Below are 24,373 nucleotides of genomic sequence, written 5' to 3'. Positions count from 1 at the left end.
GGTGGTCAGGACCGGTCGCCGGCCGGTGGCCTGGCCCGGACCAGCCGTTCGTAGAGGGCCAGGTGCCGCCGGGCGCAGGTTTCCGGGTGGTAGCGCGCGTGGGCGCGCTCGGCGAGCCGCCGCCCGATCCGGCCGGGGTCCGGTTCGGCGAACAGCGCCCGGAGCCCGCCGGCCAGCGCGTCGACGTCACCGGGCGGCACCAGGAAGGACCGGTCGCCGACCATGTCGGGGACGCCGCCGGTGGCGGTGGCCAGCACGGGCTTCCCGGCGGCCATCGCCTCGGCCACCACGAGCGGCTGCTGCTCCATCGAAGACGGCAGCACGAGCGCGTCCGCGGCGGCCAGCTGCGCGGGGACGTCCGGGCGGAACCCGAGGAACGTCACGCGCCCGGCGAGCGGCGGCGCCTGCGCGGCTCGTTCCGCCTCGGCACGCTGCGGGCCGTCACCGACGACGGTCAGCCGGGCGTCCGGCGGCAGCACCCCGGGGCGGGCGAGCGCGGCCAGCAGGTCGAGGATTCCCTTGCGTTCCACCAGAAGCCCGGCGAAGACGAGGTGCCGCACCGGTCCGCGCGGCGGGTCGGGCAGGGCCGGTTCGACGCAGTTGCCGACCTGCACGACCCGCGTCGCCGGCACCTTGAGGCGGCGGCGCAGGAACTCACCCATCGCTTCGGCGGGCACGATCGTGCGGTCGAGCACCCGCGCGACGACGGCGTCGGCCGCGAGCACGGTCCGCGTGTAGGGAGACGGCCCGGCGGCGCGGTGGTCGCCGCGGAACCACGGTTCGGCGACGTCGTCGGGCACCCCGTGGTAGGTCTGCACGAGCGCCGGCCGCGCACCGCCGCGCAGCCCGGCGATCACCAGCCCGGCGCGCCGGTCCTGGGCGTGCACGACGTCGGGCCGCCACGCCCGGAGCACGGCCCGTGCCCGTCGAGCCGCGCCGAGGTCTTCCTTGCCGGCCACCCGCAGGCAGTGGTGGAGGCCGTCGAGCAGATCGGCGTCGCGGGCGGGTGGAGGTCCGAAGACGCGCACGTCGGCACCACCGCGGGCGAGGGTGGCGGCCAGCCGGACGGTGACGTCGACGGGGCCGCCGCGGTCCTGGGTGAGCAGGTAGGCGATGCGGGTCATGTGGCGCGCTCCGATGCGGTGAGTTTCTCGACGAGAACAGCGATCTGGTCGGTCATCCGCCCGCGGTCGAAGGACAGCTCCACGCGCCGCCGCCCCCGTTCCCCCTCACGGGCCGCCGACACCGGGGCAGCCAGCCGGGCGGCGACCGCGTCCGCCAAGCCGCCGACGTCACCCGGGGGCAGCACCGCCCCCGCGTCGGCGACGCTCTGGCGGACGCCCCCCACATCGAACGCCACCACCGGGCGCGCGCACGCCATCGCTTCCAGCGGGACCAGCGCCATGCCCTCCGCGCGGGACGGGAGGACCACCACGTCCGCGGCGGTGTACCAGGCCGCGGGGTCGTCCGTGTGCCCCTCCCACCGCACCGACGCTCCCGGGTACCGCGCCCGCCACGACGCGCCCATCGGCCCGTCGCCGGCCAGGACGAGGTGCGCGTCCGGAACTCGCCGCAGCACCGCGGGCCACGCCGCCAGCAATTGGTCCTGGCCCTTCAGCTCGGCGAGCCGGCCCACGCAGACCGCCAGCGGGACGTGCTCCGGCACGCCGAGCCGCCGTCGCGCCGCGAACCGGTCGCCGGGGAAGAACCGGGTCGTGTCGACGCCGTTGCAGACCACTTCCGCCGCGGCCGTCACCCCGGCGGCCCGGCCGGCGGCGAGTTCGTCGTCGCTCACGCACACGACGAGGTCCGTCCACCGCGAGGCGAAGCGCTCCCACGCCGTCGTCGCGGGCCGCAACGAGCCGTTCGCGGTCTCGAACGACCACAAGTGCGGCTGGAAGACCGTCGGCCGGGCGCCCCGCAACGCCAGCCGCCCGGCCAAGCCGGCCTTCGAACTGTGCAGGTGCACGACGTCCGGCGCCAGCTCGGCCAGGAGCCGGCGAAGCCGAAGCGCTTCGGCGGCAACGGCCGGACCGGGGGAGCGGGTCGCCACCCAGCCGCGGACGTCGATGCCGAGCTCCCGGGCGCGCTCGGGGAGCCGGCCCGACGACGGGCAGACCACGGTCACCGCCCACCCCCGATCCCGTTGCGCCGCGGCCAGTTCCAGCACGACCGCGGCCACCCCGGCCGTCACCGGCTGGGAAACGTGCACGACCTTCACCGGAGGCCACCCCGGCGTAGTTCCGCGATGGCGTTGCGCTGCAACAGAAGCGTCGCACCCGCATAGCCGGCGACGAAGACGGCAGCCGGAAAACCGGCCGAGAGCCAGGAATCCCCGTGGGGCACCACGAGCGCGGGCACCGTTCCGGCGGCGCAGGCGAGCAGAACCCGCAACCCCGTCCCGGCCAGCCGCAGCGGCACGCCGACTCCGGCCAGCACGCGCCAGGCAAGGGGGACCACCAGCCACGCCGCGGCGAGCTGGACGGCGGCGACGGCTTCGATCCCGGCGTGCGTGAACAGCACGAGCCCGGCCGCCAGCAGCGCGAGGTGCGTCGTCTCGAGCGCGAGGTACCGGCGGACGTGCCCGGTCGCCTTGACCGCCTGGTACCAGATCTGCAGGAGGCAGATCCCCACGCCGTAGCCGGACAGCAGCACGAGCGGGCCCGCCGCGCCGGCCCACCGGTCACCCAGCAGCACGACGCGGTCGGCGAGGACGGCGAGCCCGGCGTACAGCCCGCCGGTGACCACGAGCACCGCCCGGGTGAACCGGACGACGGCCGGGGTCAGCGGCCGGCCTTCGCGTCGCAACCGCGTGAACACCGGGAACGCGACGGCGCCGAGCACCACCGCCACCATGATGTACGGCACCCAGGCGAGCCGATAGGCCAGCGAATAGACGCCCACCGCGGCCGGCCCGAGGGAATGGCCCACCGCCAGGTAGTCGAGGTTGACCAGCAGCGCGCCCACGACCGCGGCCGGGCCCACCACCGCCACCCAGCGCAGGGTTTCCCGGGCCGCGCCGGCGTCCCAGCACGGCCGGACCCCGCCGCGCGCCAGCACACCCAGCAGCGGCTGCGCCACCGCCGTCGCCAGCAGGCCGAGCACCAGCGAGAGCGGACCGGCGCCGCAGACGGCGAGCACCACCGTCAGCCCGGCGCCCAGGACCGCGCCGCCGCCGTCGGGGAGCAGCCGGCGGCGGAAGTCCAGTTCCCGGTGCATCAGGCCCAGCTGGACGCCGCCCGCGGCCGAGAACGGCAGGCCGAGCGCGGCCAGCCGGACCAGGCCGGCGGCGCCCGGGGTGCCGAGCAGGACGGTGAGCGGGCCGGCGGCGGCCACCAGCACGACGGCCAGCACGAGCCCGGCGCCGACACTCAGTGTCAGCACGGTGCCCGCCATCCGCCGCGGGTCCCCCGCGGTGCGGCCGATGACGTCGTAGACGCCGATCGACTGCACCACCTGCCCGAGGTTGACCAGCGCCACGGCCAGGGCCACGGCGCCGAGCTGGCCCTCGGTCAGCAGGGCGGCCAGCACCAGCGTGACGAGCATCTGGCTGCTCTTGCTGACGAGGTTGACCGCGCCGAGCCACAGCGATCCCCGGACCGCGCGGGTCCCGAGCGTCATCCGGCCACCACCGGCCGGGTGGCCCGGACCCGCGTCGAGCGGACGACCAGCAGGCACCACGCGACGACGACCGCCACCCCGTCCACGGTGACCGCGGCCCGCGGCCCGAGAGCCGAGACCACCGCGGAGTCCACTGTGTACAGATGGGCGAAGGGGACGGCCAGCGCCAGCACGGCGGCGGTGACCAGTCTTTCGCGCCACCAGCAGAGCGCCACCAGCGCGGGCACGGCCAGCAGTACGTCGCCGGGCTGGTGCACCACACAGACCACGACGGTCAGGCACGTCAGCAGGTCGGCGACCGGCGTTTCACCGTCCCGGTCGAGCCGCCGGACCAGCCAGACGGTCGTCGCCAGCACCACGGCCAGCACCACCAGCTCGATGCCGGAGGGCGCCCAGCCGGTGAGGCGGAACAGCACCGCGGCGACGTCGATCCGTTGCGCCGTCACGGAATCCACCGCGCCGTAGTCGGTGGCCCGCGCGTGGGTGAGGTTCGCGGCGACGACGTCGAGGAACGGGCCGACCCCGCCGCCGCGCACCACCAGCAGCGCGACGACCGGCAGGCTGGCGGCGGCCGCGATGGCGGTGCCCGTCAACGCCACCCGCCGCGAACCGCGGGCGTACAGCAAGATGGCCAACGGAAACCCGTACTGCGGCTTCAACCACGCGAGCGCCAACGCGACCGCGGCCCACCCCGGCCGGTCGCGACGGGCCAGCAGCGCGCCCGCCGCGCCGAGCGCGATCAGCGGGTTGACCTGGCCGACGTAGAGCTGGGCCTTGCCGACCTGGCTGGTCACCAGCAGCGCCGCGACCACGGCCGTGGTGACCGCGAAGGGCGCGAACCGCCGGACCGCGTGGGCCGCCAGCGCGGCGAGTGCGACGAGCAGCAGCAGCGAGCACACCGAGAACGCGATCGCGCCGGTCCGGTAGCCCAGGAGCGCGAACGGCGCGTGCAGCAGCAGGTGGTAGGGCTGGTAGAGGTTGAAGTCCTGACGCACCGGCCATTGCGCGAACATGGCGGCGGGGTCGTAGGGGTTGCCGCCGGCGAGGAACTCGCGGATCGGGAAGTACAGGGCGTCGCGGAAGTCCTGGAGGCGTTCTTCGGGCCGGTTGGCCCACGTCGGCAGCGGGACCTGCCACGACGGCGCGAGCGCGTGCCAGGCGCTCACCCCGCCGACGAGCACCGCCACGACGAACACCGTGCGCTGCCGCGGGGTCATGCCAGGACCACCGCCACGAGCACGGCGTCCGCGGGCAGCACGCTCACGGCGGCGGTGAGTTCGTCCTGGCGACGGCCGGCCGTCACGGCCACCACGGACACGCCGTCGCGGTCCCCCTCCGGCAGACCGGCCGCCAGTTTCGCCGCGGTCTCGGCGAGCTCCGGGCGCACCGGAACCACCCGCACGGGCCGGCCGCCCGCGTCGCCGAGCACGGCCAGCCGGTCGGCCACTTCGGGGTCGTCGGCGCGCAGGACCGCGACCGGGCGGTGGATCCCCGCCGCGGCCAGGGCCCGGCGCACCGGGCGCGGCCCGCCGCCCGGGGCCAGCCGGCGGCCCACCGCCGCCGCGAGCCCGGCCGCGACCGCGCCGACCAGCGCCAGCCCGAGCACCAATGGCGTGTCCGGGGCGATCGGGACGATTTCGGGCCGCGGATCCAGCGTCCGCAGCTTCCCGGCCGGGGCCAGCAGGTCCGCGTCGATCATCGCCTTGCCCAGCGCGGTGGCCGCGGCGCCGGCCTGCTCCGCCGAGGACGCCCGCACCGACAGGCGCGCGAGCCCGGACGCCGGGACCAGCTCGACGGACACGTGCTCGCCGAGTTCTCCGGGCGAGTAGCCGGACACCGGGGCCGCGGCCTGCAGCACCGACGGGCTGCGGGCCAGCTCGACCAAGGCGGGCAACGTCAGGGAGACGACTTCGCCGTACTGAGCGGCGTCGGCCGCCGGGGTGGCCAGCAGGCTCACGCGGCCTTGGTACTCGTCGCCGCGCGCCAGCCCGATGACGAGCACGAGCGCACCGGTCAGCAGCGCCACGGCCACGCTCAGCGCGGCGGTGCGGGTCGCGAGGTCTTTCACCGGACTCCTCGGAGCAGCTCGTCGTAGGACTTCATCAACGGGTGCGGGTCGAACTCCCGCTGGATCGTGCGCAAGCCGAGAGCGGCGGCCGATTCGCGCGCGGCCTCGTCGAACAACAGCGTGGTCAGGGCAGCGGCCGTCGCCGCCGGATCGCCCGGCGGCACCACGAGCCCGCCGCCGTCCGCCAGGACGTCGCCGACGCCGCCCACGTCGGTCGCGACCACCGGCCGACCGGCGGCGAGGGACTCCAGCACCGCCAGCGGCAGGCCCTCCCAGTCGCTGGTGAGGACCGTGACGTCGGCGGCCGCGAGCAGGTCGGCGACGTCGGTGCGGGTGCCGAGGAACTCGACCCGGCGCCCCAGCGCTTCGGCCCGGCGTTCCAGCCCGGCGCGCAGGCTGCCGTCGCCGGCCAGCCACAGCACCGCGTCGCCGTCGACCGCCGCCCAGGCGTCGAGGAGGACGTCGTGGCGCTTCTGCGGCTCCAGCCGGGCGAGGCAGAGCGCCACCGGCGTCCGTGCGGGGACGCCGAGCGACGCGCGCACCTCGGCGCGGCCGAACACCGGCGGCCGGGCGAAGACGGCGTTGCGGATCACCACGGGATCGGGGAGACCGGCGCCGGTCAGCCGGCCGGCGGTCGCCGGGGAGACCGCGACGACCTGGCGGGACGTGCGCCGCAGGATGCGGACGGCGGCCGGGACGTCGTCGTCGGCGACGCCGTGGAAGACGGTCACCACCGGCCGCCGGGTGGCGAGCCGGGCGACCAGGCTCGCGCCGACGTTGTGCGCGAGCACTACGTCGGGCCGGAACCGCGTCACCGCGCGGCGGACCGCCCAGGCCGCCTTCAGCACGCCCGTCTTGCTGCGGCGCGCGAGCGGGACGGCGAACGTCGGCGTCCCCGCGGCGGCCAGCTCGTCGGCGCGGAAGCCACCGCCGCTTGCGACCGCGGACTCCCAGCCGTACTCCTCGCCGCGGGCCACCATCCCGGCCACGAGCGTCTCCGCCCCGCCGGCGCCCAGCTCACTGATGACGTGCAGCACCCGCATCGGCGCTTCCCTCTCCTTCTCGGCGAACCCGGGTTTCGGCCGCGACGGCGAGCGCGGCCAGCGACCACAGCGGCAGGTAGTACTGCTCGGACAGGAACGTCGAGGTGACCAGCACCGCGAGCAGCGACGCCTGGATCGCGACCGCCTCCGTCCGCCGCGGGCCCGGGCCGGCCCGCCGGACGGCCCGTTCGCTCGCCACCGCGGCGACCCCGACCACCCCGGCGAACAGCGCGAACCCGGGCAGGCCGAGTTCGGCGGCGACTTCGAGGTACATGTTGTGCGCCACCGGGGTCTGCTCGTCGATCTCCGCGTTGTGCGACTCGGCGGCGTACTGCTCGCGGAAGCCGCCCGGACCGACGCCGAGCACCGGGTGCGCGGTCACCATCCGGGCCGCCGCCTGCCAGCGCAGCTCCCGGGTGTCCACATTGGACGCGGCGATGAAACTCTTCTCCTGCACCGCTCGCGCCAGGTGCGGCCCGGCGACCAGGAGCGTCCCCAGGCCGAGCGCGACGACCGCGGCGGCCGTCGCGGCGACCAGCCGCCACGGCAGCACCCGGCGGGCCAGCAGCCAGCCGGCCGCGGCGGCCAGCCCGAGCGCGCCGCCGCGCGAGAACGTCGCCGCCGCGCCTGCCACCAGGACCACGCCCGCGATCGCCGTCGCGAAGGTCCGGGCGCGGACCGCCACGAGCAGGGGAACGGCCGCGACGAGGAAGTACGCCAGGTCGTTGGGGTCCGGCTGGGGACCGCTCGCCCGGGCCTGGCCGTCGGCGATCAGGCTGACCAGGGCGCCCGCGCCGGCGACGGTGGCCCCCGCGGCCGCGGCCAGCAGCAGCCACCGGATCGGCACCTCCCGGCCCGCGACGTCCGCGAGCACGGCGGTGACCACCAGGAACGGCAGCCAGCGCACGGTGTACTCCGCGGTGAACGGCCCCGCGGAGTGCCACGCCGCCGTCGCGGCCAGCACCACGGCGAGCAGCGCCAGCGCGGCGTGCAACGGCGTCGCCCGGGGGAACTTCCGCTGCCCGACGCGCACCGCGAGCCAGGCCACCGTGAGCAGCGCCGGGGCGAGCTTGCCGAGCTGGCCCTGCACGGCCGTCAGGTAGCCCTCGACCGGCGCCAGCGCGACGGTGGCGCAGGCGAGCACCGGCAGCGGCGCCGGCGCCCGGAACGTGGGCCGGGTGAGGGCGAACGCGGTCATCTCCCGCCGTCCAGCCGGGTGACCGGGCGGGTGCGCCGCACCTCGGACCGCCGGACGTACTCGCCGGTGCCGACGACGTCGAAGTGCTCGCGCAGGGCGGCGAGCACCCAGCCCAGCCACGCCACCTTCCGCGTGCCCGGGGCCGCCATGCCGGGGAAGAACTCCAGCCCGGGCGCCTCGGCGCCGCCGAGGACGTCGGTGGGGTGCAGCAGGAGAGAGGGCGCGACCCCACGGGCGAGGCAGAGCCGCAGCGCCGTCCGGAAGTACGCGCGGGCCAGCCGCGGTGACGCTTCGTGCAGCTGCAGCAGGTACGAGCCGTGGATCGGCGTGCGCAGCAGCGGCATCGTCGTCACCGGGAGCTCCACGAGCGCGCCGCCCCCGCACGTCCGCCAGCGGTAGGCGTGCACCGGTGCCAGCACGCGGGAGAAGCCGCCGAACAGTTCGCCGAGGCCCTCGCCGCCGGCTCCCGCGCGGACGGTCCGGTTGTGGTAGGCCCGGGCCAGCGGGCCGATCCAGGTCGGCAACGTGCTGGCGTCGTAGGCGTAACCGCGTTCGGCGAGCAGTTCGACCAGGTCGCGCGTGACGCTGTAGCCGGGCCCGCGGAAGCCGGTGGGCCGGGGCACGCCGGCGGCGACGATCGCTTCCTCGGTCCGGCTCAGCTCGTCCTCGAGCCGGTCGCGGGAGTACCGGTGCAGCCAGGGTTCGTGGCCGAAGGAGTGGTTCGCGACCTCGTGCCCCGCCGCGGCGATCGCGGCGACCGCCTTGGCGCCGTCTTCGCGGACCGCGTCGGCGCCGACCACGAAGAACGTGAGCCGCTGCCCGCCGAGGACGTCGAGCAGCCGGGGGACCGCGGTGCCTAGGTAGCTCGGGTGGTCCCGCCAGGCGGGGTCGCCGTGGGTCTTGAGGTAGGCCCAGAGGTTGTCGAGGTCGACCGACACGCTGGCAAGGGGCCGCGGGCTCACGCGGCCTCCCGGACGACGGCGGTGGCGGTCCGGGACCGCGCGCCGAGCAGCAGCACGCCGGTCACGACGACGGCGAGGCCCGCGGCGATCCACGGCCCGTGCCCGTCGGCGACGCGGTCGCCGAGGACGGTGAGGCCGGAGACCGAAGCGAGCACGATCGTGGTGGCGTCCGCCGTCGCCACGACGGCGGGTGCCCGGCCGCGCTGGAGGGCCACCGCCATCGACGCCTGCCCGAGCACGGCGGCGACCAGCATCAGCCACGTCAGCGGCTTTCCCGGCAGCGCGGCGAGGTCGAGGTGGGCCAGCGCGCGGCTCGCGACCGCCACTACGGCGAACGCCACCCCGGACAGCACCGCGGCGGGCAGGAACGTGTCCGCCCGGCCGGCGAAGACCATGGCGAGCCCGATCCCGAGCACCACGACGGCGAGCGCGGCCACGCCCGCCGCCGGGAGGTCCGCGGCGACGGAGGCCGACGACGACCCGGCGAGGACCACGAGCCCGGCCGCCAGCAGCATCAGCGTCAGCGCTTCCCCCGCACGGATCTCCCAGCCCAGCACGAGCACCCCGAACACCGTGGCCAGGCCGATGGCCGACGACGAAGCGGTCTGGACGAGGTAGAGCGGCAACGACGCGCGGGCGGCGAACGCGAGCGCGAAGCCGCCGGCCTGACCGGCGAAGCCCAGGAGGTAGACCGGGTCGGCGGTCAGCCGGGCCAGCAGGCCGAGCCCGGCACCACGCCGGTCACCGGCTCGGCGGGCGGCGACGCTCTGCGCGACGATGCCCACCGCGTAGAGCACCGCGGACGCGGCGAGCACTGCGTAATCCATCGCGGGCGAATCCTTCGGTCGGGAGTACGGCGAAGCCTAGGAAAAGCGGCGGCGCTTCTCTTTCGGAGGATCGAATTGACGAGCGAGTGACGGAATGGAGTGCGATCGGCTCCCGTCGTTGCCCGGAAGTGTGATGTGGTCAGGGATTCCGGCCGTGGTGGCACGGTGCGTGACGAATTACCGAGAAAACGTCAAGGTAGAGCGAGTGCTTCTTTCTCGATTCGTGGATATGCCCTCCGAAACGTGCACCGTTTCGGGTCGTGAACCGGCGGTCAGCGGATCGCGCGTGTCACACGATCGGTGTTCCGGCTGGACACGAGCGCGCCCGGCCGGCCGCGACGGCGTGTCCGGCCCCGGCTGCTCCGACCGGGTGTGCGGCCGTGTCAGACTGCCTGGCGATGCTCACCCCAGCCGATCTCGCCGACCTGCTCGAATGCGAACACCGCAGCGTCTTGAACCAGGCGTCGGCCGCGGGCCTGCCGGGTGCGCCGCGGCCCGTTCCGGACCCCGCCGCCGGCCGGCGCGGGCGGGCCGCCGCCCAAGCGATGCTCGCCCGCCTGCGCGGCGAAGGTCACGACGTCTTCGAGATCGACACCGCGGACCTCGTCGCGGCCGCCGAGACCACCGCGGCGGCCCTGTGGTCGGGTGCGGCCGTGATCCACCAGGCCGTCCTCCACGACGAGGACTTCTCCGGCGTGGCCGACTTCTTGATCCAAGACGGCGAAGGCCGCTACGAGGTCTACGACGCGGAGCCGGCCCGGCAGGCGAAGCCCGCGGCGGTCGTCCGGCTGGTCGCGTTCGCGGACGCGCTGCGCCGCGCCGGGTGGCCGACCGGTCCGCACGTGCACCTGCGCCTGGGTGACGGCGGCACGCGGACGTTGCGCGGCGAGGACTTCCGGCCCCTGGTGGACCGGCTGGGAGCCCGGCTGCGCGGCCGTGCGCCGGTGCTGCCGACGCCGTTGTGGGCCGACGAACGCCCGGCCTGTGCCGGCTGCGGGTACGCCCGCCACTGCGCGTCGGCGCGCGAAGCCGACCGTGACCTGCTGCTGGTCGCCGGGATGCGCGGCGACCAGCGCCGCAAGCTGGCCGCCGCCGGGCTGGGCTCCATCGACGCGCTCGCCGCGGCGACACCGGGCGCCCGGCCGCGCGACCTGTCCGCCACCGCGTTCGCCACCCTGCGCGCGCAGGCCGCGCTGCAGGTGCGGCAGGACGCCACCGGCGAGGTCAGCTACGAGGTCGTCGACCCGGACGTCTTGGCCGCGCTGCCGACGCCCGCGCCCGGTGACGTCTTCGCCGATCTCGCGGGCGATCCGCACGCGCTGGCGGGCGAAGGGCTGGAGTTCCTCTTCGGCGCCCTCACCCCGGGCGGCGAGCAGCGGTTCACGCCGTTCTGGGCGCACAACCGCGCCCAGGAGAAGCGCGCCTTCGAGGAGTTCGTGGACTTCGCCGCCGCGCGGGTCGCCGAGTACCCCGGCTCGCACGTCTACCACTACGGGCCGTACGAGGTGACCGCGATCAAGCGGCTCGCCGCCGTGCACGGGACCCGCGAGGAGACCGTCGACCAGCTGCTGCGCGGCGGCGCGCTGGTGGACCTGCACACCGTGGTTCGCAAGGCGTTGCGGGTCTCGCAACGGTCGTACTCGATCCGGCACCTCGAGCCGCTCTACCGGCCCGGCACGCGAGAAGGTGACGTGAAGACCGCAATGTCGGACGTCGAGGCGTACGAGGAGTACCTGGTGCTCGCGCGGTCGGCCGAGCCGGGCCGCGCGGACGAGGTCCTGCGCGGCATCGCCGGCGACAGCGAGGAGGACTGCGTCTCCGCGCTGCGGTTGTTCGAGTTCCTCCACCAGGTCCGCGCCGACTCGGGCATCGAGCTCGCGGCCCCGCCGGAGGAGTCGCCGGAGGACGCGCTGCTGCGTCAGGCCGAAGAGGACGTCGCCGCCGAGCGCCGGGCCGAACGCGCCGCGCGGCTGGCCGCCTTGGTCGACCCGCTGCTCGACGGGCTGCCGGACGACCCCGCCGAGTTCACCGGCGACGAACGGGCCCGCGCGCTGCTGGCGGCAGCCGTCGGCTACCACCGCCGGGAGACCAACCCCGCGTGGTGGGAGTACTTCCGCCAGCTGGCGGCCCCGCTCGGCGACCTCGAGGTCGACACGTCGTGCACGGTGCCGGTGTCGCTGGAGGTGGGGGAGTGGGTCCCGCCGGCCGGGCGCGTCCGCACCGCGAAGCGGACCCTGGTCCTGGCGTGCGACCCGGACCGGCCGCACCCGTTCGCGCCGGGCGACGAGGTGCGGCTGCGCTACGACGGCGGCACCCGCGACGCCAAGGTCGCGGCGGCGTCGGCGGTGGAGCTGACGCTGGAGGAGAGCTGCCCGCCCGACGCCACCACCGCCGACCGGCCGACCGCGGTGCTGCCCGGCAGCCCGGTGCGGCCCTCGCCGAAGGACGAGGCGGTCGCCGACCTCGCGCAGCTGGTCGTCGACGCGCTCCCGGTGCTGCCGCGGCACCCGGGCGTCGACCTGCTCCGGCGGACCCCGCCACGGCTGCGTGGCGGAGCGGCGTTGCCGGAGCCGGGGACGGACCTGATCGCGGCGGTGATCGACGCGGTCGAAACCCTCGACGGCTCGACGCTGGCGGTGCAGGGACCGCCGGGCGCGGGCAAGACGTTCCTGGCCGGGAAGCTGATCGCGCGTCTGGTCCGGGCCGGGCGCACGGTCGCCGTCACCTCCACCAGCCACAAGGCCGTGGAGAACGTGCTGAGCGCGGCGCTGAAGAGCGCGCCGGGCCTGGCGTGCGCCAAGCGCGCGAAGCGGACGCCGGACCCGTCCGTGCCGTGGGAGCAGCCGAAGAGCAACCCGGCGCTGGTGAAGTGGCGCGCCGAGCACGACACCGGGTACCTGGTCGGCGGCACGGCGTGGACGTTCGCCAACGCCGCGGTCCGCGAGGAGCCGTTCGACCTGCTGATCATCGACGAGGCGGGCCAGTTCGCCCTGGCCGACGCGCTGGCGGTGTCGACGTGCGCGAAGAACCTGCTGCTGCTGGGCGACCCGCAGCAGCTCCCGCAGGTGGTGCAGGGGACGCACCCGGCGGGCGCGGAGGCGTCGGCGCTGGGGCACCTGATCGGCGAGGCCGACATCATCCCGCCGGAGCTGGGCTACTTCCTCGACGAGACGCGGCGCATGCACCCGGCGGTGTGCGAGCCGGTGTCGAAGCTGTCCTACGCCGGCCGCTTGCGAGCGCATCCGTCAGCGGCCGAGCGCGCCCTCGCGGACCTCCCGGCCGGGCTGTACCTGGCCGAGGTCGACCACCACGGCAACACGACCCGTTCGGTGGAGGAGGCCGCGGCGGTCGTCGACATCGTGACGGCGCTGATCGGTCGCCCGTGGACGGACCACGGCCCGGCGCGTCCGCTGGCCGACACGGACATCGTGGTGGTGGCCCCGTACAACTTGCAGGCGCGCACGGTGACGCGGGCGCTGGCGGACGCCGGGTTCCCGGGCGTGCGGGTGGGGACGGTCGACCGCTTCCAGGGCCAGGAGGCCCCGGTGGTGATCACGACGATGACGTCGTCATCGGCGGTCGACCTGCCCCGTGGGTTGGATTTCCTGTTGTCCCGCAACCGGTTGAACGTCGCGCTCTCGCGGGCGCAGGTCCTGGCGGTGCTGGTGTGCTCGGCCAAGCTGGTGGAGGCGGACATCCGCACGGTGGACCAGATGAGGCTGGTGGCGGGCATGATCGGCTTGCTGGGGGAGGCCCGGCCCTGGCCGGCGGTCACGGCCACGGCCACGGGAACGCCTTGACCAGCGCCCAGGCCCCGGTGCCGCGCCGACCCGGGTGACCCGCGAGGCCCGCGGAGCTGAACCCGACTTCGACGGAGCCGCCGCCGACGCGCCGCCGCGACGTCGCCGGGACCGGGACGCCCGGCGCCCACCGTCCCAGCGGCGTCCCACAGGCATGGCGTTCCCGCTGGTCCGGCGGGGTGGGACTGTCCCGGCATCCCGAATCGGGCGCCGACCGGTGATCGGCGGGGGTGGCCGCTGACAACCTCCTCGCCATGCAAAGACTCGCTCTGGCCGTCGCGGTGCTGCTGGTGGTCCCCGCCGCGGCCGCGGTCGCCGCCGAACCCGCTGCGGAACCCGCCGCCGAAGCCGTCGCCGTGTGCGGGCACACCACCGCCCAGCCCACCCTGGCCCAAGGGGCGACCGGCGCCGCGGTCGCCGAAGCCCAGTGCGAACTCAACCTCGCGACGAAGGCGAGCCGGTACTCGCCCATCGGCGCGGACGGCTCCTTCGGCGCGGCGACCGACGCCCGCGTGCGCGTGTTCCAGAAGTGCGCGGCCCTGAGCGTGGACGGCCGGGTCGGGCCGAACACGTGGGCCGCCTTGAACTCGTGGTCCGCGCGGCCGCGCAAGTGCGCCACCCCGGGCACGGCGGGCACCGCGCAGAGCGTCGTGTGCGGCCACTCCACCGCCCGCCCGACCTTGCAGAGCGGTTCCACCGGCACCGACGTCAAGGAACTCCAGTGCCGGCTGAACCTCGCGATGGAACCGGGCCACTACCCGCCGCTGACGGTGGACGGCAACTTCGGTGACGGCACCCGCAACCGCGTGATCCAGTTCCAGCACTGCGTCAACGCCAGTGCCGACGGCGTCGCCGGGCCCACCACCTGGGCAAAGGTCACCGACTGGTCCGGCCGCAACACCTACTGCACGCCGCCGAAGCCCGCCGGGCACCCGATCGACGGCGTCGACACGGCGAAGTACCAGCACCCCGGTGGCGCGCCGATCGACTGGGGCGCGGTGAAGGCGTCCGGCGTCGAGTTCGCGACCGTCAAGGCGACCCGCGGCCTGAACGTCACCGACGACTACCTCGCCACCGACCTGCCCGCCGCGCGCAGCGCCGGCCTGGCCGTGGGTCCGTACCACTTCTACACCGGCACGGCGGCCGGCACCGGCGGCGCGCAGGCGGACCGGTTCATCGCCGCGGTGAAGGCCACCGGGTACACCGGCAAGCGCGCCGGCGACCTGCCGCCCGTGTTCAACCTGGAGTGGAAGGACGACGGCTCCGGCGGCTGTCCGCCGTACGTCACCGTCGCCGACGCCAAGGCGTGGCTCGACAAGGTCCAGGCGGCGTTCGGCCGGACGCCCATCATCTACACCCAGAAGTCGTTCCTCGACGCGTGCCTGGGCGGCACCACGGCGTTCGCCGCGTACCCGATGCAGCTCGCGGACTACCGGCAGTCCGTCACGCAGCCGGCGCTGCCCGCCGGGTCGAAGACCTGGCTGATGTGGCAGTACACCGACGCGGCCATCCCCGACGGCATCCCCGCGCCGGCGACCGGCGACGTCTTCAACGGCACCCAGGCCGAGCTCGACCAGCTCGCCAACCGGTGAATCCCCGCTAGGAAAGGACGAGAATGACCCTCCCCCTCAGCCGCCGCACGGTGCTCCGCGGCGCGGTGGTGCTCGGCGCGGCCGCGGCGGTCAGCCCGCTGCTGCTTTCCGGCACGGCCCAGGCGTACTCGTGGTCCCGCACCCTCGTGCAGGGCAACACGGGCGCCGACGTCACCGAACTCCAGATCCGCGTCGCCGGCTGGGCGGCCGACCGGGCCGGCCAGACCCGGGTGTCGATCGACGGCGAATTCGGGCCGGGCACCGCAGCCGCGGTCCGCAGATTCCAGACCGCCTACGGCCTGGGCGCGGACGCCCAGGTCGGGCCGGCCACCCAGGCCGCGCTCAACGCGCTGGAGCAGAGCGACGGCTCGACCGCGCACTTCAACTTCAGCGAGTTCACCGACCGGGTGAGCGGCACCTTCAACGGCGGCAAGGTCAGCGCGGCCACCGCGAAGGAGAACGCCCGCCGCTGCATGTACAAGCTGGAGGCGCTGCGCAAGAAGCTCGGGAACACGCCGATCACGGTGAACTCCGGGTTCCGCAGCATCGCGCACAACGCGGAGATCGGCGGTGCCGGCGACAGCATGCACCTGTACGGCACCGCGGCCGACCTGGACGTGCCGGGCGTGGCCAACAAGACCGTCTACCAGAAGGCCGAGACCTGCGGGTTCTCCGGCCTGGAGACCTACAACACCGACCACCAGCACGTGGACAGCCGAGCCGACCTCGGCCGCTCGTGGTGGTGGGAGAACGGCACGGTCTGATCCGGCCACTGGGGGTCTGACGCCGGAAATCCCGCTACCGCGCGGGTTTCCGGCGTCAGCGTGCCGCGAAGCCCGTGCCCTCCAGGCCCTCTCCCAGGGGCCGCCCCTCGCGGAGGGCGCGGGCTTCGCCCTTCTCGGGGCTCAGTGCGACAGCGGGTTCTGCAGGGCCGCCGAGCAGGCCGGCCAGTCGTGGAAGTCGCGGCGCGCGCTCCACAGGCGGTGCGCCGCGTCGATGTTCCAGGCCGGGTCGAACGCCTGCCGCGGTGTGCCGCCGAGGTCCAGCAGGCGGGCGTCGGAGATCTGGAAGATCCCCCAGTTGCGGCTGCCGTTCGTGTTCGGCAGCACCCACAGCGGATCGAGGAACGAGGCACAGCGGGCGATCGCGACGGCGGTGTCCGGCGCTTCGGTGAACACGGCCCGGATCCGCTGCTCCACCATGGCCGGCGACCACCCCGCCAGGCTGGTCCGGTGGTCGTAGAGCGCGTTCTTGGTGGCGTCGTCGACCACCCCGCGGGCGGGCAGGCCGGCCAGCACCTGGAACGCGGTGACCCGGCGCAGCGTCTCCGGGCCGAACGAGCCGTCGACCGAGAGCCGTCCCTGGGCCGAGACCAGCAGGTTCTGCACCTCGGTGACGCACTCGTCGTGCTGGCCCATGCTCACGGGCGGCCGGCAGGCGGGGGAGAACAGCACGCGGTCGGCGTACCGGCCGGGAGGTGCCCCGGACCCGTCGGCGGTGACCCAGAACAGGCCGCCGGCCACCAGGACCACGACGGCGATGGCCACCGCGGCGTACCAGCGCCGACGCGGCGGCGCCGGGGTCTCGACGCGCTCCGCCGGCACCTCCTCGACCCGCCCGGCGTCGGCGAGGGCCCACAGCTGGTGCAGTTCGCGCAGTTCGTCGGCGGAGGCGCCGCAGACCTTGGCGAACGAGTGGACGACCCGGTAGTCGGCGGGGACGCTCTTGCCGGAGCAGTACCGGTGCAGGCTCGAGCCGCTGGCGCCGGCCAGCCTGCCGAGCCGTTCGTAGCCCTGACCGCTGCGCTCCTTCAACATGCGCAGGTAGGCGGCGAACTTGTCCGTGTGCACTGTCACGGTGACGGGAACACCTCGCTCGGGCCAGCGGATGACGGACGGAAGTTAACACCGTCCTGCCGCTTGCCGGGCGGAAACTGGCGGATTGCTCCACTTGGCGGACCGGGGGAACGGCCCGGCCACCGCCGGTTCGCCGGGCGAGAACGCTCGAATCCCGGCAAAGGTTGCCGTACCGCTTGCGCGGAACGTTCCGGTCTCCACGCACACCGGGGCCGGTCCTAGATTTTCCCCTACAACCCGAAGGGGGAACAAAACCATGCCCATCGGCAGATTCACGCGGTCAGCGTCCGTGCTGGCCGCGGCTCTTCTCATCACCGGATCGGCCGCCGCGCCCGCGTACGCCGACTCCGGGCCGAACCTCAAGGTCAGCGTCGTCGCCCAGCAGGGGCACTGGCTCCTGGGCGAGTACGTCGGGCTCGACGTGACCGTGAGCAACATCGGGGACTCCGTCGTCTTCGGCGCCTTCGGCACCGCCTACTCGGAATCCGGGACGGACTTCTGGGTCGATCAGCACCAGTGGGGCGACCTGGACGACAGCGGCACCGGCGCCACCATCGCGCAGGGGGAGACCCGGACCCTCCACCTCACCGGGCAGCTCGGGTCGACGTACTACGGCGACTCCGTCGTGCACGTCGAGGTGTACGGCGCGGGCGACACCGACTACAGCGACAACGTCCAGCGGGTCACCGTGCCGCTCGCGACCGGCACCGAGCGGGTCGCCGGTGTGCTGTACGGGGACGCCAACGGCGACGGCAAGCCCTCGCCCGGAGAAGCCCTGGCCGGGGCCCGGGTGCGTTTCTTCGGCGTCGGCACGACGCTCGAGATGTACACCACCACCGACGCGACCGGCCACTTCGCCTACGACGGCCTCCCGCTGACCCGGACCGGCTACCTGAGCTTCGACCAGCTGCCCGGCGGCTGGGTCGCCCCGGCCCTGCCGGACCTGCGGCTCGACGGCCGCGGCGCCTACACAGCGCTGGAGGTCGCGGCCACCCGCCCGCTGTCCGACGTGCTGCACGAAACCCTCACGCTGGACAAGACGAGCTACGCCGCCGGCGACACCGGCAAGGCGACGGTCACGCTCACCAACTCCGGCACCAAGCCGCTGACCGGCTTGTTCCTCAGCTGCGACGCGGGCGGCTTCGGCTCGGAGCTGACGGTGACCGACGACCAGTGGGGCGCGTTCAGCAACCAGCGCCGCGAAGGCGCGCTCGCCGCGGGGCAGCGGATCGTGCTGACGGCGACGGGCAAGGTGCCCGACAAGGCGGCCTACACCGGCGTCACCGGGCTCGACTGCACCGCCTACGACGGCCACACCGACGGCGCTCCGCACGTCTCCGTGACCGCCAAGGTGCCCGGCAAGGTGGGCGACTCCCACGGCCGGGTCTGGCTCGACAAGAACGGCGACAACCAGCCGGGCGCCGACGAGGGCATGGCGTACCGGAACCTGGTGCTGCTCGAGAACGGCACCATCCGCGCGTACGCCCGGACCGACGCCAACGGCTACGCGACGTTCAAGGGCGTGCCGGTCGGCAACTACCAGCTGCGGGTGCTCGGCCCGTGGAAGGCGGCGGCCCCGGACAACGGCGAGCTGAACGTCTCCGCGCCGCCATACGGTGGCGGTGAGTGGCTCATGCAGTTCGTCGCGAACTGAGCGGCGGGTGTCCCGGGCGGTGGCGAGCCGCTCGGGACACCGCCGCGCGGCGGCGCGGGTCCGGTGGGAAGCTCGGTGCGCGCCCCCGTTCCGAGGAGAAGGCCCATGGATGACGTCGAGCAGGCCATTGTGGACACCGTCCGCGACTTCGTCGACCGCGACGTCCGGCCGGTCGTGCGCGAGCTGGAACACGCCGACACCTACCCCGAAGAGCTCATCGAGCAGATGAAGCGGCTCGGGATCTACGGGCTGGCCATCCCGGAGCCTTACGGCGATCTGCGGGTCTCCACCGAGTGCTACGCGCTGGTGACCGAGGAACTCGCGCGCGGCTGGATGAGCCTCGCCGGTGCCATGGGCGGCCACACGGTCGTCGCGAAGCTGATCCTCACCTTCGGCACCGAGGAACAGAAGCAGCGGTACCTGCCGCGGATGGCGACGGGCGAGCTGCGCGCGACGATGGCGTTGACCGAGCCCGGCGGCGGCTCCGACCTGCAGGCGCTGCGCACGATCGCGCGCAAGGACGGCGGTGAGTACGTCGTCGACGGCACCAAGACCTGGATCAGCAACGCCCGCCGGTCCGGCCTGGTCGCGCTGCTGTGCAAGACCGACCCGAAAGCCCAACCCGCGCACCAGGGCATCAGCATCCTGCTGGTGGAGAAGGTGCCCGGGTTCACCGTCTCCAAGGACCTGCCGAAGCTCGGCTACAAAGGCGTCGAAAGCTGCGAAATCACCTTCGACGACTGTCGCGTGCCGGCGGACGCGCTGCTCGGCGCGACCGAGGGGGAGGGGTTCGCGCAGATGATGCGCGGGCTGGAGATCGGCCGCATCCAGGTCGCCGCCCGCGCCACCGGCGTCGCGCGGGCCGCGTTCGACGACGCCCTGAGGTACGCCCAGGAACGCGAGTCGTTCGGCAAGCCGATCTGGCAGCACCAGGCGGTCGGCAACCACCTCGCGACGATGGCGGCCAAGCTGACCGCCGCCCGCCAGCTGCTGCTGCACGCCGCGCGCCGGTACGACGCGGGTGAGCGCGCCGACCTGGAAGCCGGGATGGCGAAGCTGTTCTGCTCGGAGACGGCGATGGAGGTCGCGCTCACCGCGATCCGCGTCCACGGCGGTTACGGGTATTCCACGGAGTTCGACGTCGAGCGGTACTTCCGGGACGCGCCCCTGATGATCGTCGGCGAGGGGACCAACGAGATCCAGCAGAACGTCATCGCCCGTCAGCTCGTCGCTCGCGGCGGCCTGCGGTGAACCTCGCGGACGCGGTCGCCGGCTGGCAGCCGGACGCCGTCGAGACGTCCGAGGTGATCGGTGCGTGGCCGGCCGCGGCGTTCGCGGCGCTGCTCGACCAACCCGCGCCGGCCGGGCCGTTGCCGCCGTTGTGGCACTGGTTCCACTTCCTCGAGCCGACCCCGCAGGCCGCGCTCGGCGACGACGGCCACCCGGCGCACGGGCGGTTCCTGCCGCCGATCCCGGACCGGCGCCGGATGATCGCCGGCGGCCGGCTGGCCGTCCGGTCGCCGATCCGCGTCGGCGACCGGATCGACCGTCGCAGTGAACTGGCCGGTGTCACCGTGAAGGAGGGCCGCAGCGGGCAGCTGGCGTTCGTGACCGTCCGCCACGAATACCGGCGCGGCGGCGAACTGCTGCTCACCGAGCACCAGGACGTCGTCTACCGGTCCCAGCCCGCCGGACACCGGCGGCAGCTCGCCGAGCCGGAGCGGGCCGCCGAGCCGCCGCACGACTGGAAGATCAGCACGCCGACCGGGCCGCAGCTGCTCTTCCGGTTCAGCGCGCTGACCTACAACACCCACCGCATCCACTACGACCAGCCGTACGTGACCGACGTCGAGGGGTATCCCGGGCTGGTCGTGCACGGCCCGCTGCTTGCGTTGCTGTTGCTGGAGATTCCCCGCCGGCACGGTGACCGGCCGGTGACGTCGTTCGACTACCGGTTGTCCAGCCCGGTGTTCGCCGGTGCGACCGTGCTGACCCACGGGCGCCGGGAGGGCGGAAAGCTTGCCCTGTCCGGCATGGTCGAGGGCGGCGCCACCGCGATCACCGGCACCGCGACCTAGGTTCGCTTGCGCGCCATCCACTGCCAGACGTGGGTGCCGCCGGCGCTGGGGTCGTTGCGGGCCACGTAGATCCACGACCAGTGGCCGGGGAACTGGTGGCCGTTCCAGACGACGTGGTCGTAGAGCGTCAGGGTCGAGCGGGGGATGAGCTCGTGCGCGTGGACGGAGTTGGCCCGCGGGTCCACCGTGTCGTCGTCGCGGGAGGCGACCAGCCAGGTGGGCGTGCGGATCGCGGTCAGCTCGGCGTCGGGGATCAGCGGCGGGTTGCCCTCCTGCCGCGCCTCGACGACGCCGCAGATCGGGACCGACGCCGCGAACGTGGCCGGGTAGACCGTGGTCATCTTCAGGCTCATGTAGCCGCCGTTGCTGCAGCCCACGACGTAGACGCGACGGGGATCGACGGGCCGAGTGCGGAGCACGTCCCGGATGATCTCCTGGATGAGCGGGGCGAAGCGGGGGCCGTCGTCCATCCACGCGGCCGTGCACTGCGGGGCGACCACGTAGGCGCCGTCGAAGATCTTCTGCGCTTCCGGGGTCGCGAAACCCAGCGCGCCGCGGTTGGCGCGCAACGTCGTCTCGTTGTCGTAGTAGCCGTCGGGCAGGGAAGCGCCTTCGCCGCCGCCGTGCAGCCAGACGATCAGGGGACGGCGGCCGTGTCGCGACGCGGGGGAGTACAGCCGGTACTTCATGCCGGAGCGCGAGGCGTGGTAGGTGAACGCGTCGACTTCGGGGTTGGCCAGCCGGCCCTGGGTGAACCGGGTGAAGGTGATCGGGCGGCCGTGCCGCCGGAGCGGGGCGTGCTGCGTGATGGCGTAGACCAGGTCGAGCCGGACGTTGCGGCTCTTGCTGTTGAGGTAGCCGAGGGTGCCGCCGCCGGTCTGGCCCTCGCCGTGGCTCAGCTCGAGCACGATGTTCCCGCGGCGGTCGAGCCGCGCGGCCGTCACCGGCCGGTCGAGGTCGTAGCCGATGTCCTGGCCGCCGGTGTCGATCGGGCTGATGGCCTTCGCGTGCACGGTGAACGTGGTGGTGGTCAGGCTCGCCGGGTCGATCGGCCCGAGCCGGGCCGTGTCGAGGGTGAGCGAGGTGATCTGTTCGCCGCCGTCGAGCGTTTCGGCGTCGAGGGTGAAGCCCACGCCGCGGGTCGGGGCGGCGAGGGCGGTGTTCGGCAACGCGAGGCCGGCGGTGACGCCCGCGCCGGTGATCAGGACGCGGCGGCGGCTGAACGCGGTGACCATGCGAACTCCTTTGTCCGTGGTGCGGATTCAGGTGGAGCGGTGCCGGTCAGGCACGTCAGTCTAGCGCCCCGCCGGTCGCGGGAAAGCGTTTTCCAGTCGCCGGGTGCAGGGCCCGCACGGGTGGGACCGGGCCGTCGAAGCGTTCGACGTCGGCGGCCGCGTGCTGGCCCGCGCAGCCCTGCGACAGCCGCGACGACGGGATGTCGGCGGTCAGGACGTTGGGGTTGCCGTGCGCGCACAGCGGGCCGGTGGGGTGGTCGTCGACCGGGTCGAACCACGCGCCGGTCGCGAGCTGGACGACGCCTGGCCGGAGCGCGTCGTCCAGGACGGCGCCGGCCAGGCAGGCGCCGCGGGTGTTGAACACCCGGACGACGTCGCGGTCGGCGATACCGCGGGCGGCCGCGTCGGCCGGGTTGAGCCGGATCGGTTCCCGCCCGGCCACCTTGCCCGCTTGGCTGACCTCTCCGGCGTCGAGCTGGCTGTGCAGGCGGGTGTGCGGCTGGTTCGCGATCAGCCACAGCGGTCCGGTTTCGGTGGGTGGGAGCCAGACCGGGTGGCCGGGGCAGTCGGGGTAGCCGAACCCGGCGATGGTCGCCGAGGTGATTTCGATGCGGCCGCTCGGGGTCTTCAACGGGTGCGCGTCCGGGTTCGCGCGGAAGTCCGCGAACAGCGTGTGGTGCTCGCGGCCGGGCGGGAGCCGCAGTTCGCCCGGCGGCCCAGAACTGGTCGAACGTCGGTTCGTCGCGCCGGCCGTTGTAGAGGTGTTGCAGCCACTGCCTCGGGGTTCGGCCTTCGGTGAATGCGTCCGCGACGCCGAGCCGGTGTGCGAGCCCGGTGAAGATCGCGTAGTCGTCGCGTGCTTCGCCGGCGGGTTCGGCGATCCGGTGCATCGCGATCAGGTGGGTGTCGCGGCGGCCGGAGCCGAGGTCCTCGCGTTCGAGGGCGGTGGTGGCGGGCAGGACGATGTCGGCGTGGCGTGCGGTGGCGGTCCAGTGGGGTTCGTGGACGACGACGGTGTCCGGCCGGGTGAAGGCGCGGCGCAGGCGGTTGAGGTCTTGGTGGTGGTGGAACGGGTTGCCGCCGGCCCAGTAGACGAGCCGGGTGTCGGGGTAGCGGCGGACTTCGCCGTCGTAGTCGTAGGTTTCGCCGGGGTGCAGGAGCAGGTCGGCGATCCGGGCGACCGGGATGAACTCGCCGACCGGGTTGGTGCCTTGGGGCAGGGAGGGGATGCGTATTTCGGGTCCGGTGTCGCCGACGTCGCCCATCGAGCCGTACCCGTGGCCGAATCCGCCGCCTGGCAGGCCGATCTGGCCGAGCATGGCGGCGAGGGCGATGCCGGCCCAGACCGGTTGTTCGCCGTGTTCGGTGCGTTGCAGTGACCACGTGACGGTGATCAGGGTGCGTTTCGAGGCCATCTCGCGGGCGAGTGCGACGATGTCGGCGGGGCGGGATACCGGTGATCTCGGCGGCCCAGTGCGGGTTTTTGTCGCGTAGGTAGCGCTCGAACTCGGGGTAGCCGATGCAGTAGCGGTCGAGGAATTCTTTGTCGTGCAGGTCTTCGGCGACGAGTGTGTGGGCGAGTGCGAGCATCAGGGCGGTGTCGGTGGCGGGCCGGATGGGGTACCAGCGTGCGTCCACTGTGGACGATATGTCGTCGCGCAGCGGACTGATCAAAGCGACTTCGCCGGTGTAGCGCGCGAGGTGCCCGGGTGTGCCGTGGATGGTGACCCCGCCGGGCGTGACGAAGACGTTCTTTTCCGGGACTCCGCCGAAGGCGATGATCAGCTCGGTGTGCTCGGCGATCGTGGGCCAGGTCGAGGCCTGGCGCAGCACCGCGTGGGTGTCGCCGACGACGTGCGGCAGCAGCACCGATGAGGTTCCGTTGCTGTAGGTGTTGCGGGATGCGGTGAAGCCGCCGATGGTGTTGAGGAACCGGTGCAGCTGGCTTTGGGCGTGGTGGAAGCGGCCGGCGCTGGCCCAGCCGTAGGAGCCGCCGAAGATGGCCTGGTTGCCGTGTTCGGTCCGGACGCGGTCGAGTTCGGTGGCGAGGCGGTCGAGGACGTCGTCCCAGGGGACCTGGACGAACTCGTCGCGGCCGCGGCGGTCGTCGGGGCCGGGGCCGTCGTGGAGCCAGCCGCGGCGGACCGCCGGCCGGGTGACGCGGCTGGGGTGGTCCAGCGCGGCGGCCAGGTTGCCGAGTAGGGGTGAGGGTGCCGGGTCGGCCGGGTGCGGCTGGACGCGCAGCCGGCCGTCGGCGTCGACTTCGGCGGAGAAGGCTCCCGAGTGCGATGTGCTCGGCTTCATGCCCCGACGGTAACCGCGCCGGCCACCCGGTATGGACCACGTCCTGGTGATGGGACGAGCGGGGGCCGCGCTCGCCGAGTCTGCGACGACGCCAGCCTTCTCTCGGCTCGGGCCCGGGCCCGGCCCGGCCCCGCC

Annotated in this window: 18 protein-coding genes and 2 pseudogenes; 6 read left to right on the top strand and 14 right to left on the bottom strand. The window is 74.1% G+C overall.

The features are described from left to right. Window positions 1-5: 5 nt before the first annotated feature. The 9 genes from ABFJ78_RS47780 to ABFJ78_RS47740 are packed head-to-tail and all read right to left on the bottom strand — an operon-like array spanning window position 6 to window position 9,719. Entirely contained in the window at window positions 6-1,124 is a 1,119-nt protein-coding gene (locus ABFJ78_RS47780) for a glycosyltransferase family 4 protein (RefSeq protein WP_436394168.1), read from the bottom strand. After that, window positions 1,121-2,221, bottom strand: a complete 1,101-nt coding sequence (locus ABFJ78_RS47775) for a glycosyltransferase (protein WP_436394167.1) — start codon at window positions 2,219-2,221, stop codon at window positions 1,121-1,123. The genes ABFJ78_RS47780 and ABFJ78_RS47775 overlap by 4 nt, the downstream gene beginning before the upstream one ends. After that, a complete protein-coding gene (locus ABFJ78_RS47770) occupies window positions 2,218-3,621 on the bottom strand; it encodes an oligosaccharide flippase family protein (RefSeq protein ID WP_436394165.1) in 1,404 nt (467 codons plus the stop codon). Before ABFJ78_RS47770 ends, ABFJ78_RS47775 begins: the two co-directional genes overlap by 4 nt. Further along, window positions 3,618-4,838: a glycosyltransferase family 87 protein gene (locus ABFJ78_RS47765; protein ID WP_436394164.1), complete on the bottom strand. Its 1,221-nt coding sequence runs from the start codon at window positions 4,836-4,838 to the stop codon at window positions 3,618-3,620. The genes ABFJ78_RS47770 and ABFJ78_RS47765 overlap by 4 nt, the downstream gene beginning before the upstream one ends. Then, complete coding sequence (locus ABFJ78_RS47760) at window positions 4,835-5,689, bottom strand: hypothetical protein (RefSeq protein WP_436394162.1); 855 nt, start codon at window positions 5,687-5,689, stop codon at window positions 4,835-4,837. Before ABFJ78_RS47760 ends, ABFJ78_RS47765 begins: the two co-directional genes overlap by 4 nt. Next, window positions 5,686-6,732, bottom strand: a complete 1,047-nt coding sequence (locus ABFJ78_RS47755) for a glycosyltransferase (RefSeq protein ID WP_436394161.1) — start codon at window positions 6,730-6,732, stop codon at window positions 5,686-5,688. The genes ABFJ78_RS47760 and ABFJ78_RS47755 overlap by 4 nt, the downstream gene beginning before the upstream one ends. Beyond that, on the bottom strand, window positions 6,707-7,930 hold the full coding sequence (locus ABFJ78_RS47750; protein WP_436394159.1) for an O-antigen ligase family protein: 1,224 nt from the start codon (window positions 7,928-7,930) through the stop codon (window positions 6,707-6,709). Before ABFJ78_RS47750 ends, ABFJ78_RS47755 begins: the two co-directional genes overlap by 26 nt. Continuing rightward, window positions 7,927-8,892: a polysaccharide deacetylase family protein gene (locus ABFJ78_RS47745; protein ID WP_436394157.1), complete on the bottom strand. Its 966-nt coding sequence runs from the start codon at window positions 8,890-8,892 to the stop codon at window positions 7,927-7,929. Before ABFJ78_RS47745 ends, ABFJ78_RS47750 begins: the two co-directional genes overlap by 4 nt. Further along, the gene (locus tag ABFJ78_RS47740) at window positions 8,889-9,719 is read right to left on the bottom strand and encodes a hypothetical protein (RefSeq protein WP_436394155.1); all 831 of its coding nucleotides are present in this window, start codon (window positions 9,717-9,719) and stop codon (window positions 8,889-8,891) included. The genes ABFJ78_RS47745 and ABFJ78_RS47740 overlap by 4 nt, the downstream gene beginning before the upstream one ends. A 398-nt stretch (window positions 9,720-10,117) precedes the next feature. Here ABFJ78_RS47740 and ABFJ78_RS47735 point away from each other — a divergent pair, with 398 nt between their 5' ends. The 3 genes from ABFJ78_RS47735 to ABFJ78_RS47725 all read left to right on the top strand — a co-directional run bounded on the left by ABFJ78_RS47735 (window position 10,118) and on the right by ABFJ78_RS47725 (window position 15,875). Beyond that, window positions 10,118-13,519, top strand: a complete 3,402-nt coding sequence (locus ABFJ78_RS47735) for a TM0106 family RecB-like putative nuclease (protein WP_436394154.1) — start codon at window positions 10,118-10,120, stop codon at window positions 13,517-13,519. Window positions 13,520-13,773: 254 nt separating this feature from the next. Beyond that, a complete protein-coding gene (locus ABFJ78_RS47730; protein WP_436394153.1) occupies window positions 13,774-15,111 on the top strand; it encodes a GH25 family lysozyme in 1,338 nt (445 codons plus the stop codon). A gap of 23 nt (window positions 15,112-15,134) precedes the next feature. Then, a complete protein-coding gene (locus ABFJ78_RS47725) occupies window positions 15,135-15,875 on the top strand; it encodes a D-Ala-D-Ala carboxypeptidase family metallohydrolase (protein WP_436394152.1) in 741 nt (246 codons plus the stop codon). A 141-nt stretch (window positions 15,876-16,016) separates the two neighbouring features. Here ABFJ78_RS47725 and ABFJ78_RS47720 read toward each other — a convergent pair whose 3' ends face one another. After that, window positions 16,017-16,967 (bottom strand): helix-turn-helix domain-containing protein, encoded by a 951-nt coding sequence (locus ABFJ78_RS47720; RefSeq protein ID WP_436394151.1) that lies wholly within the window; start codon window positions 16,965-16,967, stop codon window positions 16,017-16,019. Between the two features lie 256 nt (window positions 16,968-17,223). Between ABFJ78_RS47720 and ABFJ78_RS47715 the strand changes: the two genes are divergently transcribed. The 3 genes from ABFJ78_RS47715 to ABFJ78_RS47705 all read left to right on the top strand — a co-directional run bounded on the left by ABFJ78_RS47715 (window position 17,224) and on the right by ABFJ78_RS47705 (window position 20,699). Then, complete coding sequence (locus ABFJ78_RS47715; protein ID WP_436394149.1) at window positions 17,224-18,621, top strand: hypothetical protein; 1,398 nt, start codon at window positions 17,224-17,226, stop codon at window positions 18,619-18,621. Between the two features lie 105 nt (window positions 18,622-18,726). Further along, the gene (locus ABFJ78_RS47710; protein ID WP_436394148.1) at window positions 18,727-19,872 is read left to right on the top strand and encodes an acyl-CoA dehydrogenase family protein; all 1,146 of its coding nucleotides are present in this window, start codon (window positions 18,727-18,729) and stop codon (window positions 19,870-19,872) included. Then, a complete protein-coding gene (locus ABFJ78_RS47705; protein ID WP_436394146.1) occupies window positions 19,869-20,699 on the top strand; it encodes an FAS1-like dehydratase domain-containing protein in 831 nt (276 codons plus the stop codon). The genes ABFJ78_RS47710 and ABFJ78_RS47705 overlap by 4 nt, the downstream gene beginning before the upstream one ends. Here the strand turns inward: ABFJ78_RS47705 and ABFJ78_RS47700 are convergent. From ABFJ78_RS47700 to ABFJ78_RS47685, 4 genes and pseudogenes are all read right to left on the bottom strand, one after another. After that, window positions 20,696-21,934, bottom strand: a complete 1,239-nt coding sequence (locus ABFJ78_RS47700; RefSeq protein ID WP_436394145.1) for a prolyl oligopeptidase family serine peptidase — start codon at window positions 21,932-21,934, stop codon at window positions 20,696-20,698. The genes ABFJ78_RS47705 and ABFJ78_RS47700 overlap by 4 nt on opposite strands. Before the next feature lie 55 nt (window positions 21,935-21,989). Further along, on the bottom strand, window positions 21,990-22,565 hold the full coding sequence (locus ABFJ78_RS47695) for a molybdopterin dinucleotide binding domain-containing protein (protein ID WP_436394143.1): 576 nt from the start codon (window positions 22,563-22,565) through the stop codon (window positions 21,990-21,992). Between the two features lie 250 nt (window positions 22,566-22,815). Continuing rightward, window positions 22,816-23,349: pseudogene (locus ABFJ78_RS47690) on the bottom strand (molybdopterin-dependent oxidoreductase); the annotation flags it as partial. A gap of 172 nt (window positions 23,350-23,521) precedes the next feature. Beyond that, window positions 23,522-24,238: pseudogene (locus tag ABFJ78_RS47685) on the bottom strand (molybdopterin-dependent oxidoreductase); the annotation flags it as partial. Window positions 24,239-24,373: the final 135 nt, after the last annotated feature.

This window comes from Amycolatopsis sp. MEPSY49 (assembly GCF_051337345.1).
Lineage (GTDB): Bacteria > Actinomycetota > Actinomycetes > Mycobacteriales > Pseudonocardiaceae > Amycolatopsis.
This window is presented reverse-complemented; position numbering and strand designations above follow the sequence as displayed.